We start from the raw sequence: 12,912 nt of genomic DNA, 5'->3' as shown, positions 1-12,912 counted from the left end.
GCCCGCTATCCAGGGCGGCCTTCCCTGCCGATTAGCGCCCAAACACTTTCCTTTTCGTTTTCCGCCCACATTCACCGGATAAATTTTATTCTCCAGTGTTATATACTATAGGGGGGTATGCATTGACACATAGAATACCCCCCTATAGTATATTGCGTGCAGATGATGAGGTGCGAAATGCCCAGTACTCCGGAAGAGAAGAAAAAGGTCCTTACTCGAGTTCGTCGTATTCGGGGGCAGATTGATGCTCTGGAACGGTCGCTGGAGGGTGATGCCGAATGCCGTGCCATACTCCAACAGATAGCCGCCGTTCGGGGCGCGGCTAACGGGCTGATGGCAGAAGTGCTTGAAAGCCATATCCGGGAAACGTTTGACCGAAATGACTGCTACAGCCGTGAAGTCAGCCAATCCGTTGACGACACTATTGAACTGGTTCGAGCCTATCTTAAATAGCTGAATCTATTACCATATTGAGGAAGAGCGAAAGATGAAATCACGTGCTGCCGTTGCATTTGCTCCCGGTAAACCGCTGGAAATCGTTGAAATTGACGTTGCACCACCGAAAAAAGGTGAAGTGCTGATCAAAGTTACCCATACCGGCGTTTGCCATACCGACGCATTTACCCTCTCCGGCGATGACCCGGAAGGTGTATTCCCGGTCGTTCTTGGTCACGAAGGGGCTGGCGTTGTGGTTGAAGTCGGTGAAGGCGTAACCAGCGTCAAACCTGGCGATCATGTGATCCCGCTTTATACCGCAGAGTGCGGCGAGTGTGAGTTCTGTCGTTCCGGCAAAACCAACCTCTGTGTCGCGGTTCGCGAAACCCAGGGCAAAGGCCTGATGCCAGACGGCACCACCCGTTTTTCTTACAACGGGCAGCCGCTTTATCACTACATGGGCTGTTCTACATTCAGTGAATACACCGTGGTCGCGGAAGTGTCTCTGGCCAAAATTAATCCAGAAGCAAACCATGAACACGTCTGCCTGCTGGGTTGTGGCGTAACCACTGGCATTGGCGCAGTGCATAACACCGCTAAAGTCCAGCCAGGTGATTCTGTTGCCGTGTTTGGTCTTGGCGCGATTGGTCTGGCAGTGGTTCAGGGCGCACGTCAGGCGAAGGCGGGACGGATTATCGCTATCGACACTAACCCGAAGAAATTCGATCTGGCGCGTCGCTTCGGTGCCACCGACTGCATTAACCCGAATGACTACGACAAACCGATTAAAGATGTCCTGCTGGATATCAACAAATGGGGTATCGACCATACCTTTGAGTGCATCGGTAACGTCAATGTGATGCGTGCGGCGCTAGAAAGTGCGCACCGCGGCTGGGGTCAGTCGGTGATCATCGGGGTAGCAGGTTCTGGTCAGGAAATCTCCACCCGTCCATTCCAGTTGGTCACCGGTCGCGTATGGAAAGGTTCCGCGTTTGGCGGCGTGAAAGGTCGTTCCCAGTTACCGGGGATGGTTGAAGATGCAATGAAAGGTGATATCGATCTGGAACCGTTTGTGACGCATACCATGAGCCTGGATGAAATTAATGACGCCTTTGATCTGATGCATGAAGGCAAATCCATTCGAACCGTAATTCGTTACTGATTTCCCGCAGGTTTACCCCGTCCAGTTTAGACGAGGTTCTTGATACCGTCCCCGGGCAGCCGTCCGGGGAATTAACCATGAGATAATGGCTGATGGAACTCATTGAAAAACATGCCAGCTTTGGCGGCTGGCAAAATGTGTATCGGCATTATTCCCAATCACTGAATTGTGAAATGAATGTCGGCGTCTATCTCCCACCAAAAGCTGCGAGTGAAAAATTGCCGGTGCTTTACTGGCTTTCGGGCCTGACCTGCAACGAGCAGAATTTCATTACCAAATCGGGAATGCAGCGTTACGCGGCTGAACACAACATTATTGTTGTTGTGCCGGACACCAGTCCGCGAGGCAGTCATGTCGCAGATGCCGACCGTTACGATCTCGGGCAAGGTGCTGGGTTTTACCTGAACGCGACGCAAGCGCCGTGGAAAGAGCATTACAAAATGTATGACTATATCCGCAGCGAGCTGCCGGATTTAGTGATGCAACATTTTCCGGCAACGGCCAGAAAGTCTATCTCAGGTCATTCTATGGGCGGGCTGGGCGCGCTGGTACTGGCGCTGCGTAACCCAGATGAGTATGTCAGCGTCTCGGCGTTTTCGCCCATTGTTTCCCCTTCGCAAGTACCGTGGGGCCAGCAAGCCTTTGCCGCGTATCTTGGTGAAAATAAAGAAACCTGGTTGGATTACGATCCGGTGAGCCTTATTTCACAAGGTCAACACGTTGCAGAAATAATGGTTGATCAGGGATTGAGTGATGATTTTTACGTGGAACAGCTGCGGACTCAAAATCTTGAAAAGGTCTGTCAGGAGATGAATATCAAGGCGGTAATCCGGTATCACGAAGGTTACGACCACAGCTATTATTTTGTCTCCAGTTTTATTGGCGAGCATATTGCGTACCACGCCAATAAATTGAATATGCGTTGAGCATCTGCGCACGCCTGCCGGATGCGGCGCAAACGCCTTATCCGGCCTACATTTCGCCCATAAACCGTAGGCCTGATAAGACGCGCAAAGCGTCGCATCAGGCATCTGCGCACGGCTTATCTATGTTTACCACATCAAATCATCAGGCACTTTGAAGTCGGCATACGGATCATCTTCATTCTGCTCTTCGGCGCTGAGTGCACTATGCAACACAATACTGCTGGCATCGCGCTGAGCAATTTTATCGGCAACGCTGGCGGGAATAATGGCGTATTCACCTTCGCTATTGTTATCGACCAACAAGCGGGCAATCGCCAGACGACCATTAATCAACTGCGCTTGCGTGAGCTTATCGACAAAAATCTTCTTAATCAGATTACCATCGGTAAAGTTAAAACCAATATCGCCATTGGCAATGGTGATTCGGTTCATTTCAATAAGCTGCTTCACCTGGGCTTTATATTCTTTCGCCAACGCCGCTTGTTTTTGTTGCTCGCTAAGCTGTTTATCACGCTCAAGCTGTGCCTTTTTATTTTCTTCTACCGCCGCCCGAGCTTCACGCGCCTGAACGCGCGATTTTTTCGCCGTTCTCTCGACCTTCGCCGCTTTTTTGCTGGTGACTAATCCTGCTTTGAGCAACTGCTCTTGTAAGGTAAGTTTTGCCATCTTTGTTTCCAAACCCGCTGAATAATTTTTAGCGAGTATACCTGTAAACGCCGTAGGTGTATTGGGGGCAAGTCCCTTTCGCCCCTGCTTGATAAGGCACGTCAGGCATCAGCACACGGCTGCATTCTTGATTTCCGACTCATCAAAATAAACACCGCCCCCCCTGCAACAAGGATACCCGGCGCAGAAGCGGCCATTACCCCAACCGTGCCAGTGCCTAATGCCAGCATTTTCCCGGCCAGTAACGGACCGCTCATAGCCCCCAGACGCCCAACCGCCACGGCTGTTCCCACACCTGTTGCGCGGATCTGCGAACTGTAAAACAACGGTGCCAGGGCATACAAAACGCTTTGCCCACCTGTCGCAAACAACCCCGCGACAAATCCCGCCAGCAACATACCGTTAAATGACGACACCGTTCCCAGCGCCAGCAGCGAAGCTAACATGCCGCTATAAATCAGTAGCGACATGGTTACTGGGCGCAGCTTATCCATCAATGCGCCCAACATTAACGTCCCGCTCGCCGCCCCCATTTGCAGTGCAAACATCACCCCTGCCGCCTGCGATGGCTGGAATCCTTGCTCCACCAAAAGCAGCGGCAGCCAGTTGATCAACATGTAGACCACTAGCAGAGTGAAGAAATAACACAACCACAGCAGCAGCGTCGCGGTGGCCGTTTCTGGCGCAAATAACGCACGCAGTGGTGGCGCAGCCTGTTTTTCGCCAGCGAAAACCGCCGACTCCGGCAGCCAGCGCATTAATAGCGGCACCAGAATCAACGGCACCACACCACCTACCCAAAACACCGTTTGCCAGGCTAAGTTTGCCCCCGCGAAACCCAGCGTCGCCGCCAGCGCCGCACCAATGGGAACACCGCAATACATCAGGCTCACTGCCGTCCCACGAAAACGTGGACCCGCGGCTTCAGACGTCAGGGCGATAAGATTCGGCAACGCTGCCCCCAGCCCGACACCGGTCATCAGCCGTGCAAAGACCAGTGAGGGGAAATCCCAGGCAATCGCCGTTGCCAGTGAGAACAAACCAAACAGCGCAACTGAGCCAAGCAAAATGCGCTTGCGACCATAACGGTCCGCCAGCATTCCGCCAACCAACGCGCCGGGTAGCAAACCGAGTATTCCGGCGCTGAATATCCAACCCATTTGCATTTTATCGAGTGCGAAAGCCTGGGCGATGCCACCCGCCGCAATGCCAGCCGCCTGAAGATCCAGTCCTTCCATCAGAGCGACCAAAAAACAAAGCCCGATGGTCAGCATAAGGCGGGATGAAGATGATGAAGGGAGACGAGTCGACATAAGATGAACCTCGTTGTGAGTACAGGTGAATCGCGGCTGATACATTGCCAGCCGCGTAATCAGAACCATTTAATGACTGCCTACGGGCGAAATGTAAGCCGGATAAGGCATTTACGCCGCATCCGGCAGTCGTGCGCAGACGCCTGATGCGACGCTGACGCGTCTTATCATGCCTGGGATGGGCATACAAAATGCACGTTCTCGGCAGTCATCATTATTTGTTGTTGCGCAGATCCAGCGCCACGTCGACGATCATATCCTCCTGGCCGCCAACCATCCGGCGTTTGCCCAGCTCAACGAGAATATCCACCGCGCTTAAGCCATAACGCGTCGCTGCCGTTTCACAGTGACGCAGGAAGCTGGAGTAAACACCAGCGTACCCCAGCGCCAGCGTTTCGCGATCGACTCGTACCGGACGATCCTGCAACGGACGCACCAGGTCATCAGCGGCATCCATTAACGCATAGAGATCGGTCCCATGCTGCCAGCCCAGTTTATCCGCGGCGGCAATAAACACTTCCAGCGGCGCGTTACCTGCGCCCGCCCCCATTCCCGCGAGACTGGCATCGATTCGGTCACAGCCCTCTTCCACCGCCGCGATAGAGTTCGCCACGCCAAGACTCAGGTTATGGTGAGCGTGCATGCCGGTTTGCGTTTCTGGTTTCAGCACTGCTTTCAGGGCGCGGAAACGGTCGCGGATATCGCTCATGTTCATCGCACCGCCAGAATCCACCACATAAATACAGGCCGCACCGTAGCCTTCCATCAGCTTTGCCTGCTTCGCGAGATTTTCCGGCGTGGTCATATGGCTCATCATCAGAAAACCAACGGTGTCCATTCCGAGCTCGCGGGCATACTGAATATGCTGGGCGGAAACATCAGCTTCGGTACAGTGCGTAGCCACACGAACCACCCGCGCGCCAGCCTGCCAGGCATTTTTCAGATCGTGAATAGTGCCGATTCCTGGCAGCAACAACGTCGCGATTTTGGCGTGCTTCACCACATCCGCCGCCGCTTCAATCCATTCAAGGTCGCTATGTGCGCCGAAACCATAGTTAAAGCTGGAACCCTGCAAACCGTCGCCGTGGGCCACTTCAATCGAATCCACGCGAGCATCATCCAGTGCTTTGGCAATCTGGCGGACATTTTCCAGCGAATACTGATGACGAATGGCGTGCATACCGTCACGCAACGTGACGTCCGAGATATAAAGTTTTTTACCGTTCATGCCGCTTCTCCTGCCTTGCGCGCCAGTGACTGGGCCATTTTTTCCGCTGTCGCCAGCGCACTGGAAGTCATAATGTCGAGGTTGCCCGCATAGGCAGGCAGATAATGCGCTGCGCCTTCGACTTCCAGCCAGACCGCCGTTTTCAGTCCGGAGAACTGCCCCACGCCCGGCAAATTAACCGGTTTATCCTGCGGGATAACTTCAAACTGCACGCGCTGTTTCAGGCGATAACCCGGTACGTAAGCCTGCACCGCCTCAGCCATTTCATTGATTGAGGCTTCGATATCATCTTGTGAAGCTTCGTCGCTCAATACATACACCGTGTCACGCATCATCAACGGTGGCTCTGCTGGGTTAAGCACGATAATCGCCTTCCCTTTTGCCGCACCGCCCACCACTTCAATGGCGCGCGACGTGGTTTCCGTAAATTCATCGATATTGGCACGCGTGCCAGGTCCGGCAGATTTACTGGCGATAGAAGCGATAATTTCGGCGTAATGAACACGTGCCACGCGTGAAACCGCCGCCACCATTGGAATGGTGGCCTGGCCGCCGCAGGTGACCATGTTGACGTTCAGTTGATCGACGTTCGCCTCGAGGTTAACCACCGGCACGCAGTAAGGGCCGATGGCAGCAGGCGTCAGGTCAATTAAGCGAATATCCGGTTTCGCTTCGCGCAAAGCGGCATCGTTTTTCACATGCGCGCCCGCGCTGGTCGCATCAAATACAATGTCGATATCAGCAAATTCAGGCATGTTCATCAGTCCGATCACCCCTTCATGGGTGGTGGCGACGCCCATACGTCTGGCACGCGCCAGACCGTCGGACTGAGGATCAATGCCGACCATCACCGCCATCTCCAGATGCTGACCGTGACGCAAAATTTTAATCATCAGATCGGTGCCAATGTTGCCAGAACCGATAATGGCGACTTTACGCTTACTCATGACAGACTTCCTTTTGGGGCTGCGCTTGAAAATGTCGCAGCAACTGAACCTATGCCTTCAATATGGGCTTCAAAACGATCGCCCGCATTCACCGCCACCATCGGACCTAATGCCCCGGTAAGAATGATATCTCCGGCGCGCAGCGGTTGACCCAAGCTGGCCATTTTGCGTGCCAGCCAGACGGCGGCGTTAAGAGGATGTCCCAGGCATTCGCTGCCGCGCCCGCTGGAAACCTCTTCGTTATTACGCGTCATCTTCATGGCGCAGTTTTTCAGGTCTAACCCCGCCGGACGTTGCGCCGGACCGCCGATGACATACACCCCGCAGGAGGCGTTATCTGCCACGGTATCGACAAACTGAATCGACCAGTCGCGGATGCGGCTACCCACCACTTCCAGCGCCGGAAGTACCCATTCAATGGCGTTATACAGTTCGTTAAACGTGGTATCGGTCGCGGGCAAATCGCGGTTCAAAACCAGTGCGATCTCCGCTTCAATGCGGGGTTGCAAGACGCGGGAAAAAGGAATGGTTTCATTATCGCCATAACACATATCGGCAAATAACGTCCCAAAATCCGGTTGATCAACGCCCAGTTGTTGTTGCACTTTCGGATGCGTCAGTCCCACTTTGCGCCCCACCACTCGCCGTCCCTGAGCGACGTCATGTTGCACATTGATGCGCTGAATGGCGTAGGCGGCTTTCGCGTTTTCAATACCAATCAGATCGCGCAGCGGCGCAATCGCTTCGCCCTGCTCTGCGGCGCGGCGTAAATCCGCCGCCAGTTGCTCAAGAGTATGCTTCGTCATGACCATTCCTTAAGGGCGCGCGAGGAAATTCAGCACCAGTTGATTGAAAGCGTCGGCATGTTCCCACTGCGCCCAGTGACCACAGTCGCGGAAGATATGCAGTTCAGAACCAGCAATGCCGGAAAGCAGACGCAGACCCGCATCCATCGGCACAAAACGGTCGTTGCGCCCCCAGACAATCAGGGTTTGTGCTTTGATTTCCGCCAGGCGTGGACCAAAATCCGGGAACTGTTTCGGATTGGCTTCCAGGCTCTTAACGAAGTTTTCCAGGTGATCGCGACGCGACAGCATATTATTCAGGCGCGCTTCAAACAGGGCGTCGGTCAAATCGCTGGTATCAAAAACGAAGATATCCATCATCAGCTTCAGGTTTTCGATAGTAGGCTGGCGATAAAGCTGATTCAGTCGCTTAATACCTTCGGTTGGCATTGGCGTAAACAAACTCATTCCGCCCGTACCGCCGCCCATCAGCACCAATTTGCCGACGCGCTCCGGCCAGTTAAGGGTGAACGCCACAGAACTGTGGCCGCCCATCGAGTTGCCCAGCAAGTGGATTTTGGCGATATCCAGTTGATCCACCACGCTTTTCAGGATTCGTGCATTAAGATCCGATCGCGAACCACTATTAACGATCGAATCGCTCTTACCCCAGCCCGGACAATCCAACAGGATCACTCGATAGCCCGCCTCTACCAGCGGATCGATATTGCGGCTGAAGTTCGCCCAGCCCGTAGCACCCGGGCCGGAACCGTGCAGCAGGACAACGGTTTCGTCGCCTTGTCCGCAGTCATTAAAATGGATGCGCAGCGTTTTACCCGCTTCTTCTACATTCAGAAAACGGCTGGTGGCGGCTTCGGTTTGTGGCTGATAACTCATCATCTTCTCCTGCATATTCAGTTCTCTGTTCTGGCGCTTAACGAGCCAAATCCGGCAATCCACTCCGGGATTGGGCGGTAATAACGCCCTTCGCTACGCCAGTTGCCAAACGCAGAAATAGCGGCAAAAGCGGCGACCCAGGTTTTGATTTCATGTGTCGACTTTCCGGCAATGGCGGAAAGCTCTTCGTTACTGACGGCATCCAGTTCCTGTATGCGTCCCTGCTCCAGCAAAGTCATGAACTGGTTATCCCAAATCGGGTTGAGCGGATGCAGAGTTCTCTGATCCTCAACAAACTTCTCAGCAGCGCTAATCACCCGTTGCTGACGCAATTCGCGTTCACTGGCGGGTAAATCTTTCCCGCTCCCCAACAAACGGTCGCGCATATGGGCATCGGCTTTCGCCAGTTCTGGCACCGGCGGCTGATGGGAAAGTCCACCGGACCCAAGGAACAGCACGCGTTTATTGAGAGTGCTGGTGAAACGTCCAATGGCTTCACCCAACATGCGGGTACGCTGAAAACCAGGCAGCGGCGTGGCGACACCGTTGATGAACACAGGCAGAACCGGCACTTTATCCAGCCCGCCAAGCAGGAACTCCAGCGGCTGGGCAAAACCGTGATCCACCTGCATACAGTAAGAAACGGCAAGATCGATCCCGCTCTTCATGACGGCATGCGCACAAGTCTCCGCCAGCTCCACAGGCACGGGCAGCTCTCCTGCCGCACTGCCGAAATCACCAATTGCCGTCGCCCCAATGCCTAAACAGAACGGTGGCATCACGTCATAGAAAAAACCGTTGTAGTGATCTGGCGCAAACAGCACCACCAGTTCAGGGGAGAAAGCCGCAATACGCTCGCGGGCGCTGGCAATCACGCCATTGACCTCATCGAGCACCTCTTGCGCCGGGTCGACATACCCCACCAGCGGCGAATGGGAAAGACAGTGAAGATAAGCGTACATATTAGGCTACCTTTTCGACAGAAACGTCGGCATCAGGGCGGGTCAGCGTCATCACCGACGCCAGTTTATTCAGCGTATTGCCCAGAGTTTGCGGAATGGCGGTGGCGGCAACAAAGCGATCCGGGCGCATCACCACCAGCGAAGCATTGTGTTGCGCAAACCAGCTACGCAGACGACCTTGCGTATCGCCCACGCGTAGCACGCCGTCGTGATTATCCTGTGCGGTATGAATTTGCACTTCCGGCACCACCTGAATGAAGCGTGTGCCCAACGCACGCCACTGCTGGATTTGCTCGTTGCTCATTCCCCACAGTGGATTGCATCCCCAGCCAATTACCGCGAAGTTCGCGCCGATCGCGTTATCGAGCAGCGTCACGTCGCCGTTTTCCAGCGTGACTTTCGGCTGAATAAACATCTTGCCGACCGGAGAGTGCTTCGCTTCGCCCTCACGCACCAGCGCACCGGCGTAGTATTGCGGCATCGGCTTGAAGCGCATTTCGAGGAAGTAGCGTTTTACTGGCGGCAGATAATTCAGTAGCCAGGAAACGCCGTCACGTAACGTACCCTGCCAGCGTTTCGGCGGAGCCAGCACGTTGCCCGCGGTCACGGACAGGTCAATCATCGCTTTGGCGTGATCGCGACGTTCTTGTTGATAGGTATCGAGCAGCGCATCGCGGGCTTTCCCCTGGATAACCAACGCCAGCTTCCAGGCGAGGTTAAAGGCGTCGCGCATACCGCTGTTATAGCCCTGCCCCTGCCACACCGGCATGATGTGCGCGGCATCGCCCGCCAGCAGTACGCGATCAATACGAAAACGTTGCGCCAGTCGCGCGTTGTGGGTGTAGACACGCTGGCGAATCAATTCAACATTGTCCGGATTAGGCAGCACTTTGCTTAACAGCTTGCGCATATTTTGCGGCTCACGCAGCTGTTCCTCGGTTTCTCCCGGCATCACCATAAATTCAAAGCGACGAACCGCATGAGGCAGCGCGGCAGAAACATACGGGCGCACTGGATCGCAACACAAATAGATATGCGGCGTACTTAACGGATCGTTGGCGATATCTACCACAATCCACTGATTTGGCGCGGTTTTACCTTCAAACGGCACATTCAGGGTGCGGCGAACAAAACTTGCCCCACCGTCACAGGCCACCAGCCACTGGGCTTTGACCGTTTCCCGCTGCCCTTCAGCCGTTTTCAGGTGCAAGGTCACTTCGTCATCTTGCTGGCTGAAGGCCTCCAGCTCGCGGGAAAACAAGCAGCGCACATTCGGAAAACGCGACACCCCTTCCAGCATCACCGCATCGACCTGCGGCTGAATAAAAGCGTTACGGCGCGGCCAGCCAAATTCATCGGTCATTGGCTGAATATCAGCAAAACAGCGGCCTTTTGGGGTGAGAAAACGCATCGCATGCCACGGCGTAGTGTGCGGCAGAACATTATCGACCAGGCCAACCGACTGCATGGTGCGCAGCGCCTCGTCATCAATACCAATCGCACGGGGGTAGTCGATCAACTTATCGAGTTTCTCCACCACCAGCACGTCAATGCCCATCTGGCCGAGATAGTTCGCCATCATCAGCCCGACCGGACCGGCACCAGCGATCGCCACCTGAACGCTATGGTTAACAGCAGGCTGGATGTCAGGGTGTTGTATTGCCATTTCAGTACCTCACGACTCGGACAAAATGCCGTTGCGCGCACAGTACAGCGCAACTTATTTTGTTAAAAACATGTAAATGATTTTTTATTGTTCGCTCAGTATAGGAAGGGTGTTTTCGGCTACAATCAAAACATGCCCGAATGTGCACCAGGTGCACAACGTTGTTTTAACTATAGAAATGTCAATTAATATGCAGAACGATGAGCAGACGGAATACAAAACCGTGCGCGGATTAACCCGCGGTCTAATGTTATTAAATATGTTAAATAAACTTGACGGCGGTGCCAGCGTCGGGCTGCTGGCGGAACTCAGCGGTCTGCATCGCACCACTGTGCGGCGACTGCTGGAGACGTTACTGGAAGAGGGATATGTCCGGCGCAGTACCTCCGATGACAGTTTTCGTCTGACCATCAAAGTGCGGCAATTAAGCGAAGGGTTTCGTGACGAACAGTGGATTTCTGCGCTGGCGGCCCCGCTGCTGGGCGATCTATTGCGCGAAGTGGTGTGGCCGACAGATGTTTCCACGCTGGATGTTGATGCAATGGTGGTACGCGAAACCACTCACCGTTTCAGTCGATTATCCTTTCACCGGGCAATGGTCGGGCGGCGTTTACCGCTCCTGAAAACCGCCTCGGGCCTGACCTGGCTGGCCTTTTGCCCGGAACAAGAACGCCAGGCGTTAATCGAAATGTTAGCCGCCCGCCCCGGTGATGACTATCAACTGGCACGGGAACCGTTAAAGCTGGAAGCCATTCTGGCGCGCGCACGCAAAGAGGGGTACGGGCAGAACTACCGCGGCTGGGATCAAGAAGAAAAGATCGCCTCCATTGCCGTACCGCTGCGCAGTGAACAACGGGTGATTGGCTGTTTGAATCTGGTGTATATGGCCAGTGCGATGACCATTGAACAGGCGGCAGAAAAACATCTTCCGGCGCTGCAACGGGTAGCAAAACAGATTGAAGAAGGGGTGGAATCGCAGGCTATTCTGGTGGCCGGACGGCGAAGTGGCGTGCATTTGCGCTAGCGACGTCAATGTGTAATTTGGCCCATTCTCATCGTTATTCGCCCATTTGCCCACATGCACAGTACGGGCTGCACGCTACGCTAATGACATCAATACTGTGATGTGGAGCAAATCATGAAAATTACTCAAATTCGTAATGCCACTCAAATTATCCAATACGCTGGCAAAACATTTCTTATCGACCCGTTACTCGCGCCTAAAGGAAGTTATCCGGGTTTTGCCGGAACTGCACGCGCAGAAATCCGCAATCCAACGGTAGAATTACCGTGCGATTTAACAACGTTACTCAACGTTGACGCCCTAATCGTGACTCATTTGCATGAAGATCACTGGGACGAAACAGCCTCCCGCGTCGTCCCCAAAGATAAACTGATTTATGTGCAAAATGAGCAAGATGCTGAATCACTGCATAAACAAGGATTTACGCATCTTACCGTACTTACCGACGAGACTAAATTTGGTGATATAACTCTGCATAAAACGACAGGGCAGCACGGCTCCGATCGCACCTATGCCGACCCGGCTATGGCGAAGCGTTTAGGCGCAGCCTGCGGCGTTGTTTTCCAGCACCCGACAGAGAAAACGCTCTATCTGGCTGGCGATACCCTCTGGCGTGACGACGTCGAGGCTACAATGCTAACTTTCCAACCAGAAGTGGTTGTGTTGAATGCCGGATTTGCGCATGTTCTGGGGCATGGCGCGATAATTATGGGAGCAGAAGATATTCTCAAAGCACATTTTACCCTGCCAGAAGCGCAAATTGTCGCGACACATATGGAGGCCGTAAACCACTGTTTGCTGACGCGTGATGCGCTCAAGGAATACGCCAGAGATAATCAAATTATCGAATTTGTGAACGTACCAGAAGATGGTGAAACGTTGACATTCTAATTCGGAGATA

At 53.9% G+C, this 12,912-nt stretch carries 13 protein-coding genes; 5 read left to right on the top strand and 8 right to left on the bottom strand.

The window, feature by feature from the left end; genetic code table 11:
- Nucleotides 1-177: 177 nt before the first annotated feature.
- The 3 genes from frmR to fghA all read left to right on the top strand — a co-directional run bounded on the left by frmR (nucleotide 178) and on the right by fghA (nucleotide 2,523).
- The gene (frmR, locus tag FEK66_RS01730) at nucleotides 178-453 is read left to right on the top strand and encodes a formaldehyde-responsive transcriptional repressor FrmR (RefSeq protein ID WP_001141271.1); all 276 of its coding nucleotides are present in this window, start codon (nucleotides 178-180) and stop codon (nucleotides 451-453) included.
- Between the two features lie 34 nt (nucleotides 454-487).
- Nucleotides 488-1,597: an S-(hydroxymethyl)glutathione dehydrogenase gene (gene frmA, locus FEK66_RS01725; RefSeq protein ID WP_000842102.1), complete on the top strand. Its 1,110-nt coding sequence runs from the start codon at nucleotides 488-490 to the stop codon at nucleotides 1,595-1,597.
- 92 nt (nucleotides 1,598-1,689) lie between these two features.
- Nucleotides 1,690-2,523, top strand: a complete 834-nt coding sequence (gene fghA, locus FEK66_RS01720; RefSeq protein WP_130206151.1) for an S-formylglutathione hydrolase — start codon at nucleotides 1,690-1,692, stop codon at nucleotides 2,521-2,523.
- 126 nt (nucleotides 2,524-2,649) lie between these two features.
- On the opposite strand, the gene FEK66_RS01715 is transcribed toward fghA, so the two are convergent.
- The 8 genes from FEK66_RS01715 to FEK66_RS01680 all read right to left on the bottom strand — a co-directional run bounded on the left by FEK66_RS01715 (nucleotide 2,650) and on the right by FEK66_RS01680 (nucleotide 10,987).
- Nucleotides 2,650-3,189, bottom strand: a complete 540-nt coding sequence (locus tag FEK66_RS01715) for a DUF2058 domain-containing protein (protein WP_130260330.1) — start codon at nucleotides 3,187-3,189, stop codon at nucleotides 2,650-2,652.
- A 101-nt stretch (nucleotides 3,190-3,290) separates the two neighbouring features.
- Entirely contained in the window at nucleotides 3,291-4,502 is a 1,212-nt protein-coding gene (mhpT, locus tag FEK66_RS01710) for a 3-(3-hydroxy-phenyl)propionate transporter MhpT (RefSeq protein WP_135494323.1), read from the bottom strand.
- Nucleotides 4,503-4,716: 214 nt separating this feature from the next.
- Nucleotides 4,717-5,730: a 4-hydroxy-2-oxovalerate aldolase gene (gene mhpE, locus FEK66_RS01705; RefSeq protein ID WP_130260332.1), complete on the bottom strand. Its 1,014-nt coding sequence runs from the start codon at nucleotides 5,728-5,730 to the stop codon at nucleotides 4,717-4,719.
- Nucleotides 5,727-6,677, bottom strand: coding sequence for an acetaldehyde dehydrogenase (gene mhpF, locus FEK66_RS01700; RefSeq protein WP_000044314.1), 951 nt, complete (start codon nucleotides 6,675-6,677; stop codon nucleotides 5,727-5,729). Before mhpF ends, mhpE begins: the two co-directional genes overlap by 4 nt.
- A complete protein-coding gene (gene mhpD / locus FEK66_RS01695) occupies nucleotides 6,674-7,483 on the bottom strand; it encodes a 2-keto-4-pentenoate hydratase (protein ID WP_130206145.1) in 810 nt (269 codons plus the stop codon). Before mhpD ends, mhpF begins: the two co-directional genes overlap by 4 nt.
- A gap of 9 nt (nucleotides 7,484-7,492) precedes the next feature.
- Entirely contained in the window at nucleotides 7,493-8,359 is an 867-nt protein-coding gene (gene mhpC, locus FEK66_RS01690) for a 2-hydroxy-6-oxonona-2,4-dienedioate hydrolase (protein ID WP_000121898.1), read from the bottom strand.
- A gap of 17 nt (nucleotides 8,360-8,376) precedes the next feature.
- On the bottom strand, nucleotides 8,377-9,321 hold the full coding sequence (mhpB, locus tag FEK66_RS01685) for a 2,3-dihydroxyphenylpropionate/2,3-dihydroxicinnamic acid 1,2-dioxygenase (RefSeq protein ID WP_135494325.1): 945 nt from the start codon (nucleotides 9,319-9,321) through the stop codon (nucleotides 8,377-8,379).
- Between the two features lies 1 nt (nucleotide 9,322).
- A complete protein-coding gene (locus FEK66_RS01680) occupies nucleotides 9,323-10,987 on the bottom strand; it encodes a bifunctional 3-(3-hydroxy-phenyl)propionate/3-hydroxycinnamic acid hydroxylase (protein WP_135494327.1) in 1,665 nt (554 codons plus the stop codon).
- A 190-nt stretch (nucleotides 10,988-11,177) separates the two neighbouring features.
- On the opposite strand from FEK66_RS01680, the gene FEK66_RS01675 reads away from it, so the two are divergent.
- Together FEK66_RS01675 and FEK66_RS01670 are read left to right on the top strand one after the other, a co-directional pair.
- Nucleotides 11,178-12,011 carry a DNA-binding transcriptional regulator gene (locus FEK66_RS01675; protein WP_214251108.1) on the top strand — a complete coding sequence of 278 codons (834 nt, stop codon included), beginning with the start codon at nucleotides 11,178-11,180 and terminating at the stop codon, nucleotides 12,009-12,011.
- A 114-nt stretch (nucleotides 12,012-12,125) separates the two neighbouring features.
- Complete coding sequence (locus FEK66_RS01670) at nucleotides 12,126-12,902, top strand: MBL fold metallo-hydrolase (protein WP_130206137.1); 777 nt, start codon at nucleotides 12,126-12,128, stop codon at nucleotides 12,900-12,902.
- The last annotated feature ends 10 nt before the right edge of the window (nucleotides 12,903-12,912 follow it).

The sequence above is a fragment of the Escherichia sp. E1130 genome (genome assembly GCF_005781065.1).
GTDB lineage: Bacteria > Pseudomonadota > Gammaproteobacteria > Enterobacterales > Enterobacteriaceae > Escherichia.
Note: the sequence above shows the minus strand (reverse complement) of the source record. Positions and strands in the feature narration are given on the sequence as shown.

Coding starts and splice junctions, on each gene's coding strand:
- fghA (WP_130206151.1), top strand. CDS start 1,690: ATGGAACTCATTGAAAAACATGCCAGCTTTGGCGGCTGGCAAAATGTG.
- mhpC (WP_000121898.1), bottom strand. CDS start 8,359: ATGAGTTATCAGCCACAAACCGAAGCCGCCACCAGCCGTTTTCTGAAT.
- mhpD (WP_130206145.1), bottom strand. CDS start 7,483: ATGACGAAGCATACTCTTGAGCAACTGGCGGCGGATTTACGCCGCGCC.
- mhpB (WP_135494325.1), bottom strand. CDS start 9,321: ATGTACGCTTATCTTCACTGTCTTTCCCATTCGCCGCTGGTGGGGTAT.
- mhpT (WP_135494323.1), bottom strand. CDS start 4,502: ATGTCGACTCGTCTCCCTTCATCATCTTCATCCCGCCTTATGCTGACC.
- mhpF (WP_000044314.1), bottom strand. CDS start 6,677: ATGAGTAAGCGTAAAGTCGCCATTATCGGTTCTGGCAACATTGGCACC.
- mhpE (WP_130260332.1), bottom strand. CDS start 5,730: ATGAACGGTAAAAAACTTTATATCTCGGACGTCACGTTGCGTGACGGT.
- frmA (WP_000842102.1), top strand. CDS start 488: ATGAAATCACGTGCTGCCGTTGCATTTGCTCCCGGTAAACCGCTGGAA.
- FEK66_RS01680 (WP_135494327.1), bottom strand. CDS start 10,987: ATGGCAATACAACACCCTGACATCCAGCCTGCTGTTAACCATAGCGTT.
- FEK66_RS01715 (WP_130260330.1), bottom strand. CDS start 3,189: ATGGCAAAACTTACCTTACAAGAGCAGTTGCTCAAAGCAGGATTAGTC.
- frmR (WP_001141271.1), top strand. CDS start 178: ATGCCCAGTACTCCGGAAGAGAAGAAAAAGGTCCTTACTCGAGTTCGT.
- FEK66_RS01675 (WP_214251108.1), top strand. CDS start 11,178: ATGCAGAACGATGAGCAGACGGAATACAAAACCGTGCGCGGATTAACC.
- FEK66_RS01670 (WP_130206137.1), top strand. CDS start 12,126: ATGAAAATTACTCAAATTCGTAATGCCACTCAAATTATCCAATACGCT.